Origin of the sequence: Paenibacillus glucanolyticus, assembly GCF_037333485.1 — a bacterium.
GTDB classification, from domain to species: Bacteria; Bacillota; Bacilli; order Paenibacillales; family Paenibacillaceae; genus Paenibacillus_AQ; species Paenibacillus_AQ glucanolyticus.
Map to the genome: position 1 here is coordinate 4,267,768 of NZ_CP147845.1, position 16,771 is coordinate 4,284,538.

General features: G+C 47.9%; 16 protein-coding genes and 1 tRNA gene. All 17 read right to left on the reverse strand.

The genetic code is table 11. The features are described from left to right. Positions 1 to 34: 34 nt before the first annotated feature. A complete protein-coding gene (locus tag WDY75_RS19965; RefSeq protein ID WP_063479168.1) occupies positions 35 to 1,975 on the reverse strand; it encodes a glycosyl hydrolase family 28-related protein in 1,941 nt (646 codons plus the stop codon). A 4-nt stretch (positions 1,976 to 1,979) separates the two neighbouring features. Next, the gene (locus WDY75_RS19970) at positions 1,980 to 2,561 is read right to left on the reverse strand and encodes a hypothetical protein (protein WP_063479167.1); all 582 of its coding nucleotides are present in this window, start codon (positions 2,559 to 2,561) and stop codon (positions 1,980 to 1,982) included. A gap of 113 nt (positions 2,562 to 2,674) precedes the next feature. Next, complete coding sequence (locus tag WDY75_RS19975) at positions 2,675 to 2,887, reverse strand: hypothetical protein (protein WP_063479166.1); 213 nt, start codon at positions 2,885 to 2,887, stop codon at positions 2,675 to 2,677. Positions 2,888 to 2,979: 92 nt separating this feature from the next. Then, positions 2,980 to 3,939 (reverse strand): hypothetical protein, encoded by a 960-nt coding sequence (locus WDY75_RS19980; RefSeq protein ID WP_063479165.1) that lies wholly within the window; start codon positions 3,937 to 3,939, stop codon positions 2,980 to 2,982. 41 nt (positions 3,940 to 3,980) lie between these two features. Continuing rightward, entirely contained in the window at positions 3,981 to 4,400 is a 420-nt protein-coding gene (locus WDY75_RS19985; protein WP_063479164.1) for a hypothetical protein, read from the reverse strand. A gap of 11 nt (positions 4,401 to 4,411) precedes the next feature. After that, positions 4,412 to 5,389 carry a hypothetical protein gene (locus WDY75_RS19990; protein WP_063479163.1) on the reverse strand — a complete coding sequence of 326 codons (978 nt, stop codon included), beginning with the start codon at positions 5,387 to 5,389 and terminating at the stop codon, positions 4,412 to 4,414. A 58-nt stretch (positions 5,390 to 5,447) separates the two neighbouring features. Further along, positions 5,448 to 7,538, reverse strand: coding sequence for a hypothetical protein (locus WDY75_RS19995; RefSeq protein ID WP_063479162.1), 2,091 nt, complete (start codon positions 7,536 to 7,538; stop codon positions 5,448 to 5,450). Then, positions 7,535 to 7,762 carry a hypothetical protein gene (locus WDY75_RS20000; RefSeq protein WP_063479161.1) on the reverse strand — a complete coding sequence of 76 codons (228 nt, stop codon included), beginning with the start codon at positions 7,760 to 7,762 and terminating at the stop codon, positions 7,535 to 7,537. The genes WDY75_RS19995 and WDY75_RS20000 overlap by 4 nt, the downstream gene beginning before the upstream one ends. Positions 7,763 to 7,988: 226 nt before the next feature. Then, complete coding sequence (locus WDY75_RS20005) at positions 7,989 to 9,449, reverse strand: terminase large subunit domain-containing protein (RefSeq protein ID WP_063479160.1); 1,461 nt, start codon at positions 9,447 to 9,449, stop codon at positions 7,989 to 7,991. Further along, positions 9,442 to 10,134 carry a terminase small subunit gene (locus WDY75_RS20010; RefSeq protein WP_063479159.1) on the reverse strand — a complete coding sequence of 231 codons (693 nt, stop codon included), beginning with the start codon at positions 10,132 to 10,134 and terminating at the stop codon, positions 9,442 to 9,444. Before WDY75_RS20010 ends, WDY75_RS20005 begins: the two co-directional genes overlap by 8 nt. 48 nt (positions 10,135 to 10,182) lie before the next feature. Then, complete coding sequence (locus WDY75_RS20015; RefSeq protein ID WP_063479158.1) at positions 10,183 to 10,608, reverse strand: hypothetical protein; 426 nt, start codon at positions 10,606 to 10,608, stop codon at positions 10,183 to 10,185. A 22-nt stretch (positions 10,609 to 10,630) separates the two neighbouring features. Beyond that, complete coding sequence (locus WDY75_RS20020; protein ID WP_063479157.1) at positions 10,631 to 11,542, reverse strand: hypothetical protein; 912 nt, start codon at positions 11,540 to 11,542, stop codon at positions 10,631 to 10,633. A 124-nt stretch (positions 11,543 to 11,666) separates the two neighbouring features. Then, a tRNA-Pro gene (locus WDY75_RS20025) sits at positions 11,667 to 11,739 on the reverse strand. Between the two features lie 143 nt (positions 11,740 to 11,882). After that, positions 11,883 to 12,491, reverse strand: a complete 609-nt coding sequence (locus WDY75_RS20030) for a hypothetical protein (protein WP_063479156.1) — start codon at positions 12,489 to 12,491, stop codon at positions 11,883 to 11,885. Further along, positions 12,488 to 13,864 carry a DEAD/DEAH box helicase gene (locus tag WDY75_RS20035; RefSeq protein WP_063479155.1) on the reverse strand — a complete coding sequence of 459 codons (1,377 nt, stop codon included), beginning with the start codon at positions 13,862 to 13,864 and terminating at the stop codon, positions 12,488 to 12,490. Before WDY75_RS20035 ends, WDY75_RS20030 begins: the two co-directional genes overlap by 4 nt. Next, positions 13,861 to 14,142, reverse strand: a complete 282-nt coding sequence (locus tag WDY75_RS20040; RefSeq protein ID WP_063479154.1) for a VRR-NUC domain-containing protein — start codon at positions 14,140 to 14,142, stop codon at positions 13,861 to 13,863. Before WDY75_RS20040 ends, WDY75_RS20035 begins: the two co-directional genes overlap by 4 nt. A gap of 280 nt (positions 14,143 to 14,422) precedes the next feature. Next, positions 14,423 to 16,768, reverse strand: a complete 2,346-nt coding sequence (locus tag WDY75_RS20045; protein ID WP_063479153.1) for a virulence-associated E family protein — start codon at positions 16,766 to 16,768, stop codon at positions 14,423 to 14,425. Positions 16,769 to 16,771 lie beyond the last annotated feature (3 nt).

A 16,771-nucleotide genomic window follows, 5' to 3' on the forward strand; every position in this document is an offset into this window, starting at 1 on the left:
ACCTAGCCACACTTTAAAATGGCTAGGTCTTTTTTTAATTTATCACCGCAAGCTTTCTACTTACTCCGTTAGAATCCTTGATTGTAATATACCCCACAACAGGCGCATCCGATCCAGATGTGAAAGACCCCATTCTTATTGAACCTGTTCCTTTAGGTAATAATGAAAGATCAATATCGTTTGATACGCCTTTAGCCTCTATTGATACACGTCCAGCAGTCAGGAAATTCAGCGATATAAAGTCCCTTCCAAAATCACACCCTGCCGTTAGTTGGGAAGGTGCAGCAGCAACTGCTGTTGAGATAGTTGAGGTTACGTCAACGGCACTACAACCAATAAATAAGGTATTATTACCTTCATTTCTAAAGCCTACATTTGAACTTTTAGCAATGCATCCTATATATCTAACGTTATTTGATCCTGTGCTATTACGATAAGCATAGTTTTTACTATTGATTACAACTAATTGAGAAACAGAAACATTATCAGCATTACCTTCCGTGTTTCCTCCTATGTTAACACCTGTGTAACACCCCTCAATAACTCCGCCTGTGATAGATATATCAGGGCTACCACAATCAACGCCTAGAACTCCTGTGTTGTCAGGGACATTGGAAGAAACATAAATCTCGGATAGTGAACTCCTTCTTGCCCATGCATTAGGTCCATCTGCTAGATTCTGGGCTCTAAATCTAATACCTGTTTGGTTAGCTCCTGTGCGTCCAACATTAACCACTTGAATACTGTTTGCTTTTACGATACCTCTCATATCTAAGCCGGTTTGGGAATCAAGACGTAGACCGAAGGTGTCTATAAAAATCCCTTTAACAGTGATACCTTTACTATCCACTCCAGATGTACTTCTGTTTTTAATGTCAATTCCATCTGCTCCAGTTCTGAAAGTGTGAATTTTTTCAATTACAACGTCAGAGTGTACACCGTTTTGTATGCCAATTCCGTAGCTACCAACATGATGGATGTACAGGTTTTTTAGCCGCGTTCCACTTACGAAAATATCTTTGTTATTTTCTGTTAAACACTGAAATATACCATGTCCTCCCCCTACGTCAACCCATCCTCCGTCAATCTCCAAATTGGCGATAGTTGAGTTTTTCCCATCTGCTAGGTATACACAAACATAATGCGGTGAAGACGGCTTCAAAACCGTAACTCCAATTCCCGACCCCACAAGCGATACACCATTACGCAACACTAAACATCCAGTATTGGTATCGATCGACACCCCGTAATTCCATAGTGTCATTCCTAAGGTGGATGCGTCTAATTTATAGGTTCCAGGGGGCAATGATACAATCCCTCTACCATTATTAAAAGCATCGTCTATAGCTGTTTGAATTGCGGTTGTGCTGTTGTTGACTCCGGTTGGGTCAGCTCCGTATTCTATGACATTATAGACTCGTGGTGTATGCACCTCAAGGGTAGCAAGACCCTCTACAGTCGCATCTAGAGAAATCTTATCGGCAGCGCTCATCAACCCACTCACGCTCACTGTTGCGTCGGGGATCGGATCACTTCCGTCTCCTGTATGCTCACTTCCATGAGGTCCCGGAGTAGTGGTTCCAGTAGCTGTAACCCTTACTTTCTTGTTTACTGGATCTGGTGTGATCGTAATGCCAACTCCGCCCTCGATATTTAAAGCATCTTCCTTCTCAGAAGCGGGTATGCCGTTTATTTTCGAATAGGCGTTTTGATTGACTTCAGCCCCAGGTTTAATACTGTTCAACTTAGCCTGGTCACTTCCGGATATAAAACCAGCATTTACGTTCGGTACCGCAAGAGCGTGTGCTGAACCGCCTGTTCCGATGTGAGCCGATAACTTAGAATCGGAATACTCCTTCGCGTTCTTCTCTGCCTTATCCGCTTTTTGCTGTGCCCCACCTGGCGTTTCCCATTGTGGATGTCCTTGCTTAGCAATATCTTCACTCGTGTCACGCCAAGGGAATCTACTTCTCATGATCTCACCATCTTTCCTTTACCTCGTATCGCTCCCAGCCAGAATTAGCTGATTGGTAACCGCTCAGGAGCTCCTGATACTTAGCGTCATATTCCTGTGCATCTCTACCACTTGTGATTTCACGAAGCACCCCGAAAACAAGCACCATGTCGTAATCAGGATCGAAGCCGGTTGGTCCGTTCATATCCGTTAATCTCAATTCAGGCAGCACCGGGATATGAAATATTTTCAAGCCCATTACACAGTCGTCTTCTGGAGTTGGAACCAGCCCCAACTCACCTGCTTGGAAATAGTAATACGGCTTAATTGACCGCTGATGGAACTGCCGAAGCGGGATCCTCCGCCACTCTTCGTCCCATATCATATCTACATCCACCACATTGCCAGGAGGGCAAGGAAGTACATACCGCGACTGACCCGCAGTTAAGTCAATAGCGGTACACACCGTATCAGCTTGCTGCTGAGCTCCGCCTGATTGACGAAGTAACCGATCCCGGACCTGTGTTACCTTCCGAACAATGGAAGCGGGAGACAGGAAGTTAGGAGCCTTTTCCGCGATCTCCTCCACTACGTCCTTTAGCAGCATTGCCGGCAGCCTCCTTTCCGGGCTTCGTTTGCCCTTGAAGCAAAGAGACCAGATTCCCCAATAACTCATTGGTTTTCTGCTGCTCCCGATTTATCGCGTTCATTGCTTCCAGTTCATCCCGATACACAAGTATCACCGCTTGTCTGTTCTGGATAATCGATATACTTCACCTGGATCCACGGAATAAAAGTCTGCTTGCCCTGATAGTTGGATATCACAACACCAAACTCATCCACGGTGTGCAGGGTTCTATTCTCAGCCGCGTTACCGTCTTTCGTCCATACAGTTACCTTACTTCCGATATGGTCAACTATATTTGCGTTCATTTCATCATCACCTTTCCTTCTTTTAAAAACTCGAACTCGAATGCTTAAAACAAGGAAAGGGAGCCGAAGCCCCCTCTGCTTGTTGCTATGTCCTACTGGACGTTATGGCCATAGATAAATGAGTAGTTTGTAAACCCATAACCCCAGCGACCGATTGCTTTGTGTTTAGTGGCTTCGGTATCGAAATCTGTCATCGTACCGTTCTCGACCTTTCGTCTCCACTGCCAAATGTTGAATTCCTTCATGCGGGCTGAGTCAGCTGCAAACCAGTTTTTGCGGTGACTAGCTTTAATAAATGTATCGACGATAACTTTGATATTACCCATGTACATATTGGCATCAAAGTTATTGCTTCCAGGTTCATACTTTGGCAGCTCTGAATCCGGCAAGCCTGCAATCTTAAATGCTGCACGAGCATTGTATGGTGCTACGATAAGCGTATCCGGAATGACGGCCATGGTGTTACCTTTATCGTCAACCCACTCCTGCATAGCGACCGCAGTCTCGTCCCACGAGTCGATGGTCAAAGGCTTGTCACCGAGGTTAGACTGAACATCCGTGCTGTTTTCAGGACTGTATGGGTGATCCGCAGCGCAAAGCGGTTTGCCATCTGGGCCTAAGTAGCTCTCGTTCCGACCGCGCCAGTTCGGACCAACTGCCGAAAAGGCATTCACCAAGAACTCGACAGCTTGAAGTTGCTGGGTTTTGTAAACAGAATCAGCAAGGGAAGCAATACGACGCTTGATTTCTGTCAACTGCAGATCATCAATGAAATCGCGTTCGATGATACGACCATCGGAGAACTTACGGTTTTTGATGATCTTCTGCCAGAGCTCATCGATATCTTCATAGTAGACCTGGTTATTCGAGCGGCTCCATTCTTCCATCAGGCCCTCGCCACCGATTCCTTCATAGGATTCCATTAACTTATTGGAAGTTGTTACGTTATACAGGAGTGGAATGAAGTCCTTTTTATCTTTCATCGCGAGTGAATAGAGTTCCTTAAATACAGGCTCCAATACTCGCGGATCCCAACGAAGTGCTGTTTGCATATGGTTTATGCCTCCTTATTTCAAATGGTTATATTAGTTGTTTAAGAAAATTGCCGGTTCTTGACTTTGACTCGTGCCGTTTTACGCTCGGTGTTCACCTCGAAAATAGCCAGTGGTCCACCGACAATTGTGGCGGCATCGGCCGAGAGCCCATCTGCAGCCAGTGCGACTTCTGAAGCACCGGAAACAAAGCCAGCATCTGCAATTCCCGTATAGGCTGCTTCGTACCAGTCACCCTCTCGGGCGAGAACGTACTCAGCTGGCTTGTCCTTTCCAGCTGTAACATTTGTCGTCAAGAAGCCGGCAATCGGATCTGTAGGCTCAGCTTTGGTTATTCGACCGCCAACAATTTTAATAGCTTGATTGGCAAAGCCCGCCTCTCCATCTGTCATCAATTGCTCAGTAATCCGTGTCGGATCCTTACCGTAATCGTTGTATACGTACTTAAATCCTTGAGGCATGCTAACCCCTCCTATTTATTTTCAAAGTTTTTAGCGTACTTCTGGGCGTTTTTCGGGTCAATTCCGAATGCTGCAAAAGCAGAAGACAGCTCTGCCGGAACTTCTGGCTGCCGTTCCCCGTTACCCTGTCCAACTACTTGCGCGCGCTTATTCAGCCGTTGATTCTTCAAAACGGACTGCTCTGTTCGCTTGCGTTCATCGGCCATGATGCTGTCACGGTGGACAAGTTCATAGGCGTCAATCGGATCATATCCGCGCTCAAGCCTTGAATGCATTTCTGGTGTCAACCAAGGTGCTGATCCACCATCCGGGTTCACCTGATCGGCCAGATGCGGGTATTTGCGGAAGAGGTCTTCCCACCCCTGCAGAAGCTGCTGCTGGCTTTGTTCCTGCTGCTTGAGCTGCTGTTCTTGCTCACTGCGCTGAATGACATCCTTGGCCTGTTTGATCAGCGGATGGTTATCCAGGTATCTCTCCATGGAATCCGGATCGATGCCAGCATCCTCAGCCTCTTGACGCAAATGAGCTTTAAGCTGATCGAATTGATTTTGCTGTTGCTGTACGGCTTCCTGCTCGATCTTGTCCAGGTTCGCAATCAGATCGGCGTGATCCTTGTACCCTTGCTGACGGGCAAGGCGATCCAGTGCGGTTTCATATTGCTTCGCCCGGCCTTCGATCTTGTCGTAATTCAGACCCTTACGGGCATGGGCCTCGACTTCTGTTTCCGGGATGAAGACATCCTGACCGTTATACTTGACCGTAATCCCTTTTCGTTGTTCTGGATCGACCGGTTCGCCGTCTATGGGTGGAGCAGCTGTCCTATCGTCCAGTTCATCTTCAGGATCATTATGGTCGTCTTCGTCTGTTGGATAATGAAGATCGAACGCCTCATAAACACTTCTCATTTCCTGTTGTTGCTCGTCAGCCTGTGGGTGGGTTGACTCGACTTGCTCACCTGGGTTGGTGGATGGGTCATTTACATCAAACATGGTAGTTCCTCCTATTCCGCTATGGGTGGCGGCAGATAATAAAAGGCCAGATGGATTCTCACCACTGGCCAGGTAGAACAGGTGAAACCGGCTGCTGACTCTTCATAATCTCATTTGCCGTCTTCGCTGCTTCAAGATTCATCTTCTGTTGTTTCAAAGACTGTTCAAATTCACGCTGTTGCGTCTCCTGCTGTACCCTCTGATCCATGAGCTGGGCCGTGGCTTGCTGGAGTTCCTGATTCTGCTGTGTGAGCTGCTGGACCTGCATTTGAAGTTGTTGCATCTGCTGTTGAGTACCTGCCTCTTGCTCAATCCGGCGCTTGATGACATCCATCGGCTCCATACGCCCTGTGCTGATGACATAGCGGACGCCCTCAGCATCGATCATCGGCAGCTGCGTAACCGGATCAATCGTTTGCAGCAGGTTAAAGGCAAGCTGTAGCCAATACTCTCGATCCTGTGGCTTGTCTACTCCGATATGAACAAGAATATCGAATTCTGGTACATACTCTTCCTGGACCGACCTTATGTCAGGCACAGGCTCCCCGGTAGAAGGATCCGGAACTTGCTCACCGGTATCGTACTCAGATGGCACCTTAGAGACGATCGTATCCCGGCTGATACTCAGCTTGCGGCCTGTGATACGGGCAATGCGTTCCGTTGTGTAAAACTGTGCGATCAGCTCCACATACTGGCTAAACACTTCTTCCAACGCATCCTGTATAAGATCAGAAGTTGTATTCAGCCTAGTACCTGCAGCGGCCATGAGTGCTTTAGCCTGCTCTCCCGATGTGACGTTGCTATTCGCTTGGCCGTTCGAACTATCAAACTGACCGGGAATCTTCTGCAGCATCTCATCATAATAAGACAGCATGTTAAATAAGCTCCCTGGGATGTTGATCCCCTGAAGCTCCTTAACGTCATTCATCCGACCTTGCGCAACCGGAAGCATAGCTCCAGGGAGACTACGACGTTCCTGCCATGTATTAGGTTTGGTGATTGCACCATCCTCATACATGATCCCGCCGTTACCTTGTTTAGCCATGGTTTCGATCGCAATCTCTGCATACTTGTTTTTCATGATCTGCGGCTTAATCATGTCACGCATGAAGCCCTTACCGAACACATTACCTTCATCCGGATACAACGTCCGTGCTGTAAATGGGTATTGGCCATGATCATACACATAAGCCTTGTGCTCCAAGAACACACCATCAGAGGAAATATAGATGCAGTGAACACCCTCCATATTGCCTTCTGCCTTGGCGATCAGCTCAGAAGGATCAACTCCCTGCAGCAGCTTTTCCTCGGCCAGATCCCGGAACAATTCCCGATCTTCTCGGGTAACCACCTTAGGCAATCCGCGATACCAGTATTCGATCAGTCCGGACGACTTCTGCCTAGCGTTAAGGTCTATTGGACCTGAGATGCTGTCGATGGAATCACCATAATTCCAGTCATCCCCGACTGACCGATCCGGCTGCACCTTCTCACCTTGTTTAGGCCAGCGCTTTTTGAAATACTCCAGTGTCTTTGGGTACCTCGTAATGATGGCGCCCATCTCCTGAAGATGAATGAAATCGGAAACTCGCGGATCCGGAAAGAAGCTGAATAGATCAACTGGCAAAATATCATTCCGGCCTGTATACCTGTTCTGACCTCGTCCACCTTCCACCGTTGGGTCAAACACCGTTTTATAGATAAGCGGCCCGTGAATAACCATCCGGCGTATCGCCCGAGCATGCTTCTGCTTGAACTTGATCTGCCTTAGCTCATACGGCATGAAGTCGTTAAGATCCCGGGCTTTCTGTTCGTCATTCTCTTCCTGGGCATCGTAATCCGGATATGGCATCCAACCGGTCAGCTTACCGACAATGCTCTCGATCTGCGAAAAAGCCACATTCTCCACGGCATCTGGTCGGAGCTTGGACACTGCTTCTGTCCGCAGGCCGTACCAGTGATCGCCCATGTAAAAGCGTTGCTCTTGTCGCCATATGCTGTCCATCTTCTGACGCGGCTCCTTGAATACCTCGAAGTCAGTCATAACTTCATCCACGATACTTTGTTGTTCTGGTGTGTTGGGGTTAACCGTTTGATCGTCACCAGATGAACCACCGAAGATGCCATTCACCTTATCGAGTAACCTCATTCATCATCACCGTCCATGATATCCGGATCATCGTACCAGCTGAGGGGCTTTCGACTCTTTACCTCTGGAGGCGGGTCTTCCCTTGCACGACTAGAAGCATACTCCGTAAAATTCCGAGCCATGAGCCGATCGTTCAGATCCTTAATGGTCCTCTGCTGAACAGTCAGCTGCACACCCTGGTATGTGATCACCATTAACAAAATAAATGCACAAAAATAGAACATGATCAGTCACACTCCTTCATGTATAGATGATGTATATCGTAACGAATACGATTAAACCAAAATCCCTCAACCATGCGGCTTCTCGGCTTCTTGCATACGCTATGCATAAACCATTTTCCACACAAAACAAATAAACCCTTATACATCAAGGGTTTGCGGTAACAGACTATTTCACAAAACCTTGTATTTTGTGCACATGTCTTGCATAAACAGTGAATAATCGGACTTACCAGAAACCTTGCACTATGGGTATGTCATCATCGTCATCGTCCTGGTCAAAGTCGTCATGGGATTCCCGGATCTCGTCGGGATTAGCAGACCAGGCATCCTTCACCTTGCCTGCGGTTGGTCGGCTCATTACCCAATAACGCAATGCATCTGGTATATGATCCAGCGCATGAGAGGCAACGTCCTCTACCTTGTTTGGATCATGCATTAAGGCCGGAATGGCTTCAATAGCTTTTACGCATGTGCTGAAGATCTTGAGCCTCGTATCTTTGTAAAGATTGCCTGTCACATGGTCAATCGCATCGTATACATGAAGCCATTCCCTCAGCCGTTTCCATCCGTTTACGCGTTCCTTCTTGGCCTGGATCAGATGTACACCCTTCTGGGCAAATATCTCAGCCGGAGTGATGTTCTCCGTCTTGGCCTTGTTCCAGAATGACGTATCTGCCACGTTGTATTCGTACCGTTCAGACACTGGACTGTTTAGCTTCGTGAGCTCTACCTGTTCTGAGGTGAGCAGCTTACTCTGTGCCAGTTCCCGATACAGATAACCGGTACCATCGGGAGCCAGTGCAATCCAGATACAGACGAACGGATCTGTATACCCTTCGTCAAACGCCCGATATCTTTTCCATTCCCTCGGAATGTCAAACGGCTCAACAACATGAATAGACCGAGTAAATTCACTGAAGTATTGACCTGCAAATACATCCCAATCCCCTTCGAGCAGCTGCTTCCGCTCGATATCAGGAAGAGCTAGCAAACGCGCCAAATAGCCCGGATCCGTTTGGACCAGAGCCTGATTGTCGTGAACGTTAGCGGGAATGAAGATCCGGCTGCGGATGATGGGTTCGCCTGCATTGGGTGTTCCATCAGGCCAGTACAATGTATTTCCATCGTCATCCGTCTCCATGATCTGGTGGACAGTCTCAGCCGGGCCAATCGATACGAAACGCTTCTTCGCCCAGGTGTGACCCACGCCTCCCGGGTTCGTTGTGCTCTTAACTGAACGAGGGAAGGGCTTGCTACCACGCAGACGAGAGAGCATATATAGATACCACTTCTCTTCGAACTGCGTCAGTTCTTCCCAGCGGATGACATCATACTCCGCCCCCTGGTAATTTGTATAGTTGGCATCATTGTCCCAGTAAGCTAGTTCAATTATGGAGCCATTCACGAATACCCATTCATGCTTAGCCTTGTTGTACTTGCCAAGTTCTTTCGGGTATACCTGCATCGTACGGGAAATGATAGAGCGCTGCAGATCGGGGTATGTACGCCGGAAGATGATCTGACGGCTGCCTGCATACTGCATAGCATATTTCAACGCGTCCCAGATCGTCGCCTCCGACTTACCTCCGCCAGCTGCGCCTCCATACAGGATCTCATCTGCCTCAGTCTGGTGATACACCTGCTGCCGGGGCTGGGGCTTGTAGGGAATAACAACCTGATTACTCATCGTTCGTCATCCCCTTATCGAAAACCACCTGCAGAGCACCGCCGCCTTTGCCTGTAAGCTCCATTTTGTCGTTGAACATACCAAGATGCCTAGCCACATTCTCCAAGGCCTTATCCTGGTCTCTCATCTTGATTTCAAAACCAGATTGGGTCTGTTTGACCCCGGCATACAACATGCGGGCCTGGGGGCTAAGATCTCTAGTATCCGTTGCGTGGATCTCTCCGAATCCTTCCCCTTGGCAGCGAGGGCATTTAGGATGCGGGCGAAGTGTCGAATCGAAGCCGTACCCCCCGTTGTTTTCAGGAAGCGGTTTCTCCATTTGACGGGCGATCTGTACCGCATTTAGATACTCTTCCTTATCAACCCACTGATATGCATGATCCAAGCCGAAACAATATCTGCAGCAGACCCGGCGATGATAGATAAGATCGTTCGGATCTGCATTGGCAATCGTCCACCAACGTTCCAGGACCATATCGGCGGTGATCTCAGTGCGCTCAGACCGTTTATCCATGGCCTCTTTTACAGCAGCGGCAATCTTAGGGTTCCTTAGTAACCGATGACCCTCCACACCGGCTGCGTTATCGCTCTTTACGCTATAGCCAGCGGCCTTGTATGCTCGCGTGGCATTGAGGTCAATCAGGTACTCTTCGACAAAGCGTTGCTGTTTGGCCGTCAATGCCATCGCTGTCAGCTCCTTTTTCAGAAAATCAAAATAGCACCCGTTAAGGTGCTATTTTAAAAAAACTATTATAAAAATGAAGATAATGAAAAACATTGACAATATTGATGCTATTAAGAGAGCTAGCCATATATTTAAAAGTAATGTTGTTGCAATTCCCGTACCATCTATGAAAAAGAGAGCTAACAAACTTGTAGCAGATAAAAGAAACATATAGAAAATAGATGTCATTAGCCATCCTAATATTTTCTTGTCTGTCCCTAATTGCACCAACTTATCGTAAAACTTGCTCAAATTAGAAGTTTGAAGAATAGAAACCCCTGCAATAAAAAAACCTAGTGAGGATGAACTGAGTGCAATTGATCCCATTAGTATATTGGGCAGTTGAATAAATTGTGAATAATTAACCTTAAAGGTTGTCAATAACAGTATCAACGGCGCAAGAAATAGAGATAGTTTAAGAATTATCTTTACCAAATAGACCATCTCCTTTCCTTATTTATTCGTCAGATCCGTCTGATAAATACATTTTTTTCAGTAATGCCTCTTGCCTTAAGAAAATAGTTTTAGTAGCATCCATGATTACGTCCACTGTTTCTTTTTTCCCTTTTTTCAAGTTTACATCTTCGTAATCACTAAACTTCTCAGTAAGTAGATCTAACGGTTCTTCGATCCCATTATGTTCTGTAGTCGCTCGTAGTGACGATAAATAATCTCCACCTAGTTTTAGGAGTTCATTAACCTTTTGGTTAACTTTCGATACGTCTAATGAATCTGCACGTACCACTACTCTCATAGTATTCCCGCCAAGGGTATTTGCTAAAAACATATCTCCCAAAATTGATCGCTTTCCAGACTGTAATGATTGCAGGTTTTCCGGCATTTTGAAAGAGTATTCTAATTGCTTAATTCTAGCTGCATTCTTAAAACGATTAATTTTGGTCAAATCCGGAAGAATGCTCAATTTGAATTGTGTAAACCCTTCAGAAACTATGTTAGTTTGCCTAATTAACTTCCGAATAAATATCCCTAACTTATCATCATTTACCCCACCAATTTTCCTGTGCAGAACAAACGTATTGGTAAGTGGGTAATATGCGAATCCCGTGTTTACGATTGGTCCTTCATCTACTCCTGTGGCATATACCATTCTTGTACCGTCTAAGTTAGATGCTTCACCTTGTAACGTTGTATCTAACCTTTCAATAACTCCTATCCAGTAATTGTTCTGATTAACGGATTCCTTTCTCAGAAAGCTGATTCTAAGATATACTCCAGCAACCTCAACATTATGAACTTTTTTGGATTGAATTAAAGCATACTGATTTTCTAATAATTCATTTATCTTCCCCTTTAGTTTACTTGGCTCGGAAATACTAAAAAATGTACATGTTACTCTCTTCGTAGGCAAATAGACCCCTCCTGAAATGTGTCTTTATGACACCATTCTACAAAAAGGGTACATTTTCCTGCAAAAGAAATGCCGACTCGATCCGAGACGGCAAGTAAGGGGGAGATGAAAAAGCTACGAATAATCCGAACGGCAGGATTTGAACCCACACTACTTGCGCCCAAGGCAAGCGTGCTACCCAGCTACACTACATCCGGTTATAAAAAGAGACGGCCGCCTAACGGCTCGTTTGGTCCATTGCCGACCGTCTCCTTACATGAAGGGCACAATATCATTTTAGCAGGGGTTGACACGGAAAACAAGAACAAACGTTCGACATTTTAAAGTCATTTTACTGACATTATCGTGCCAAATTAATGTACTCGCTTTCTGCGACTCTTCGTCTACGGCTAATTGTCCGTTCTGTTAGCTGTAATTTATCCGCGATAACTGGGATCTCAACGCCATCTGCGTATATCAATCTTAACAGCTCCGCATCATTAGGCCGGTACTCTTCAAGTGTAGTTAAAAGAAAATCGATCCGCTCAACCTCAGCCTGCAGATCCTGCAACTCAGTTAGTCGCTCAATAATCGCTTCAATTCCATCCCGTACGTCATATCCTCTCGCAGCGATCACCTTCTGAACCTTTCTCCGCAGCTCCTGCAGCAGCTCCGTGTCTTCCGGATCCATCACTTGGGCTGGGACAGCTTGCTTCTGGGCTTTAACCCCAGCTGGGTAACTGGACATGTAGGCGTGAGCCACTGTTTCTAGCTCCTGTTCTCGTTTCGACAAATACATGTATGTCGGCAACCCGCGTAACCTCCCGTGCAGCTCCTGCAGTTGGTCATCCTCATTCAATCGGGAAACGGTGATTCCGGCACCAACGCTATACGTCGATAGTGCCTGTATGCGGGCTTTCTTCTGACGATATTGGGAAAGTTGCTCTATCACCTGCTGTTCTATTGTCATGATGCCTTCATCCTTTCTATTCTGGCTTTAACGGCTTCCATCAGGGCATCTTGCCCGGCAGCCTTACGTTCCAGGGCTGCCACAGCGTCCTCGTCCATTGTCCCTTCAGCTACCAGGCGGATAACTACGATGTTGTGCCGTACACCTTGTCGGTGGACCCTTGCATTAGCCTGTTGGTCTTCTTCCAGGCTCCATATCTGATCAAACCAGACAACCGTCCGACAGCTTGAATCTTGGAGATTAAGGCCGTGACCTGCTGACTTCGGATGTAAAAGCAATAGGGGGATCTCGTCGTTATTCCAAGCCCGGATATCCTCATTCCCATCCTTACCTTTCCGCAAGATCCGTGCTTGTGGGAATCGCTCCTGGATCCGTGACAGGCTATGCTTGAAATTGTAAAACACCATAACCGGCTTGCCGTTGGCTGCCTCGATCACATCCTCCAAGGCATCCAGTTTTGCCTCATGGATCAACTTAACACCCTTTTCCTCGTCATACACTGCGCCACTGGCCATCTGAAGCAGCTTATTCGACAGGACAGCCGCGGTATTAGCCACGACATCAGCGTCCAAAAACGGAAGCAGCAGCTCCTTCTCTAGTTTGATGTATTGCTCTCTTGCTTTAGGGCTTAAAGGAATCTGGATCGTCCGATCAATCCGTTCAGGCAGCTCCAGCCAATCCTCGGCTTTCATGCTGACAGCAATATCTGAAATGGCCTCGTATACCCGTTCCTCTGCTTCCTGCTTGGCCTTCCATTCGTAGACCACATGGCCGCTGCGGCTACCCGGTGTAAAATAACGATCGCGATAACCGGTTATCGTCTTACCAAGTCGTTCCCCTTGATCGATCAGATACATCGGCGCCCATAGATCCATAAGGCTGTTCGGGGCTGGTGTTCCGGTTAGACCGATCACACGCTTCATCATGGGCCGGACCCTGCGAAGTGCCTTGAAGCGTTTAGCCTGTGGATTCTTGAAACTGGAAAGCTCATCGATCACTACGGTATCAAACGGCCACTGGCTGCCGTACTCGCTGACAAGCCACTCGACATTTTCACGATTGATCACGTAGATATCAGCCTCAGCCTTCAAGGCTTTCCGACGTACAGCTGCACTGCCCAAAACCTTACTAATTCGGAGATGTTTCAGGTGGTCCCACTTCTCAATCTCTCGGGCCCAAGTGTCATCTGCTACTCGTAATGGGGCAATCACCAATACCTTTCCTGCCTCAAAGTAATCGTTCAGCAATAAATCCATGGCTGTCAGGGTACTAACGGTTTTGCCTAGTCCCATCTCAAGCAGTAATGCGATGTATGGTGTGTCCAGGATCCGCTGGGTAGCATACTCCTGATACTGATGCGGTTTAAACTTCATTTGGCTCTCACCTCGTCTATGAACCGGTCAATATCTTCGTTCGAATCAAGTTTATAATGCCGGTGTCCCAGCTTTAGCAGCTTTCTCTTCCAGCGTTCCTGTAACGGGGTTAGCTGCTCTCCTGGTGCTTTCATTTCCACGTATACCGTTTGGCCGTTAGGGAGAAGCACAATCCGATCAGGGACACCTCGCTCTCCAGGGCTGACCCACTTAGGTGCTTCACCTCCGATCTTTTTGACTTCACGGACCAGACGGCGTTCCAGTGCAGACTCTCTCATATTTACTCCTTTCAGCCTGTTGCTAGAGTTGCTCTCACATACGCGTACTGCGTTTTTTTAGCGTTTAAGTCATATATGGGCCTTACGCTTACGGGTTAATTTATATTTTTACTATTTTTATAGATTTCACGGCAACATCGGCAACAGAAACATGATAAGCCTTGATATTATTGGGTTTTCAGTGTTGCCGAAGGTCTGATTTTCACGGCAACATCACGGCAACATTGGCAACGTTTAGTGTTGCCGTGAAAACTTACAGCAACGCTCTCAGCAACACTTCTCAGCAACGTTCAAATACAAGTTGAACCCCGTATCCTGGAACTCTTGCTTTGCCTTTGCGCTCCCTCCACCCTGGAATGCGGCGTATAATATCAGCAAGTTCTTTCGACTCCCACGCTCTCATATCGCCTCGCTTCTTTCCAAGGCATTCGGTCCATATTTGGGCTGCACACACTCGATCCCGAAGGTCATCGGTAGGTCGCCCCATCTCATCCTCTAACGGCATATCAAGCCATTCCTGAATAATGCCTTCTCGTGGATCCGTCTCCATATGCGCAGCTTGTTGTCTTTCCGCCTCCATGCGGGCTTCGCTGTCAAGCTCCAAGGTTTCCCCCGCCTTAAACCAGCTCAAAACCTCAGCCCATATTTGGCTCACTTCTTCCTCGGTCAATTCCTCCCAATGGCTTCTTGTCGCCCGATCGGGGAATATCTCAATGGGCCAAAAACGACGGTTTCCGGTCGCATCCCTGAGGAAATCCCGTGTATTCGTCGTCCCGAAGAAAACACATTTCCGTGGGAACTCAGATACCTGGCGATCATATGCCACCCGATAGCGGTCTTCTGTCTTGGATAAAAACGCCTTAACCTCTTCAACCTCGGTCTTTTTCATGGCCGACAGCTCGCCGATCTCAAAGATCCAGCCACTCTGTAGGTGTTCCCCGGCTTCCTTGTTCTCAAATGTCCGTAAAGAGTCAGAGAACCATTCACGGCCAAGCTTCGCCAAGAGGGAGCTCTTCCCGGCACCCTGTGGCCCGACAAGGACCAGCATCTGGTCAAACTTACACCCTGGACGATACAGCCTAGCAACGGCAGCCAGCAGCATCTTCCGTGTCGCCTGTCTGGTGTAATGGATGTCTGGTGCGCCCAAGTAATCGATAAATATCCGTTCTGCACGTGGTAGGCCGTCCCATACGGCGCTTTCGACATAGGACTTGATCGGGTGAAACGTATTTCGATGGACTACCTCCGTGAATGCATTCTGTATGGTCTTGGCTGAATTGATGCCGTGTACCTTGGCAAACCAATGCTGAAGGCGTTTATCATCAGCACCCAACCACGGCTCATAGGAGCGTCCCAGACGTTCCTGTTCACGCCACGGGAGCGACCGCCGAATAACCTCCGTGTTCCCAAAAGCGTCATAAGCCAGAACGTTCTTCCACGACCCATGTGACAGCATGAGCTCTACATTTCCCGCCGTGGGCAGTGGCTCCCCTGTCTTATGATGGATTTCTAGTTGATCCTCCCAATCCATTTCATCCGGGTCGTCCTCGTCAGCGGGAAACTCATCTGCCATTTCAGCGAAATCTGCTTGGCGCTCAGCGAAGACGAGCTTCTTTACCTCCGGCCGCTGTGCTGCCCACTGCTCCATAGCCAGGTGACTCGGCTTCTTCGCATCTGGTGTATGATCTTTCACTCGCTCGTCCAGATGACCGAATTTATGAACTCGTACAAGGTCAAAAAGATTATAAGTGCGCCCGTCTGCGATCGGATCGCTGTCCTGATGGGAGAATGCGAGATCCTGATCCGGATAGACTTCCAGCCCGTTACCGCTGGAGCCCTTGGTGTATGTGTACCGATCCGGCATTGAGCCCTTTTCGTATACATCCGATAAGAAGGTTTCGATCCCTTCTTCAATGGTGAATGCCCTACAGAAAAAACCGATCATCCCGAACTTCTCCCGAGGATCCTGTGCTCTCTTGGCTGCCAACTGAGCAGGAGATTTATCCTCTGGATGCCGCGGCCAAGCCATGACGTCATGCCAATCAGCATACTCGTCCAGGATCCGATCTATAGCAAGCGGTTCCCCTTCGAAAACTTCCAGGACCGGATCTGCGTCCTTGCTGCAGCTCGGTAGGTACATAAGCCGGTGGACATCAAACGTGGTCTTGTCGAAATACTCCATACCGATATGCTCCGACAGTTTGCGGCTAACTGCTGCATATTCATCCGGGCTCATATTACGATCCCCCGGAATGATCAGACGGTATTTCGGTTTCTCCGGCCGATGACTGTGTGTAGAATAAATAACGTAAGCCGACCCACCTAGAACAAGCTCAGCTGAGAATAAGAAATCATCGTCTCCGCGATCGACATCCAAGGTAATCAAGCTCCGACTATCGACATTCTCCTTTTTCCGCCGCCCTGTCCGGACAAGCCCGCCAACAAAAGCGGGCCCATCCTTCAATTTACCGCGGGCGTTGTTGTTCATCTTGTCGTACTGGGCCATCGTCTCTGCCGTCCGCCGGACCTTCCGCAGCCGGTCCACGAACTCATCCCAGGTCAAGTATTCAGTTTTCCAGTTCGTATCAGCCCGGTGCTTGCCGAAGCTAATGTCCAGTTCCTGCATGAT

Coding starts and splice junctions, on each gene's coding strand:
- WDY75_RS19965 (WP_063479168.1), bottom strand. CDS start 1,975: ATGAGAAGTAGATTCCCTTGGCGTGACACGAGTGAAGATATTGCTAAG.
- WDY75_RS19995 (WP_063479162.1), bottom strand. CDS start 7,538: ATGAGGTTACTCGATAAGGTGAATGGCATCTTCGGTGGTTCATCTGGT.
- WDY75_RS19980 (WP_063479165.1), bottom strand. CDS start 3,939: ATGCAAACAGCACTTCGTTGGGATCCGCGAGTATTGGAGCCTGTATTT.
- WDY75_RS20040 (WP_063479154.1), bottom strand. CDS start 14,142: ATGAGAGAGTCTGCACTGGAACGCCGTCTGGTCCGTGAAGTCAAAAAG.
- WDY75_RS19975 (WP_063479166.1), bottom strand. CDS start 2,887: ATGAACGCAAATATAGTTGACCATATCGGAAGTAAGGTAACTGTATGG.
- WDY75_RS20005 (WP_063479160.1), bottom strand. CDS start 9,449: ATGAGTAATCAGGTTGTTATTCCCTACAAGCCCCAGCCCCGGCAGCAG.
- WDY75_RS20010 (WP_063479159.1), bottom strand. CDS start 10,134: ATGGCATTGACGGCCAAACAGCAACGCTTTGTCGAAGAGTACCTGATT.
- WDY75_RS20045 (WP_063479153.1), bottom strand. CDS start 16,768: ATGCAGGAACTGGACATTAGCTTCGGCAAGCACCGGGCTGATACGAAC.
- WDY75_RS19990 (WP_063479163.1), bottom strand. CDS start 5,389: ATGTTTGATGTAAATGACCCATCCACCAACCCAGGTGAGCAAGTCGAG.
- WDY75_RS20000 (WP_063479161.1), bottom strand. CDS start 7,762: ATGTTCTATTTTTGTGCATTTATTTTGTTAATGGTGATCACATACCAG.
- WDY75_RS19970 (WP_063479167.1), bottom strand. CDS start 2,561: ATGCTGCTAAAGGACGTAGTGGAGGAGATCGCGGAAAAGGCTCCTAAC.
- WDY75_RS20035 (WP_063479155.1), bottom strand. CDS start 13,864: ATGAAGTTTAAACCGCATCAGTATCAGGAGTATGCTACCCAGCGGATC.
- WDY75_RS19985 (WP_063479164.1), bottom strand. CDS start 4,400: ATGCCTCAAGGATTTAAGTACGTATACAACGATTACGGTAAGGATCCG.
- WDY75_RS20030 (WP_063479156.1), bottom strand. CDS start 12,491: ATGACAATAGAACAGCAGGTGATAGAGCAACTTTCCCAATATCGTCAG.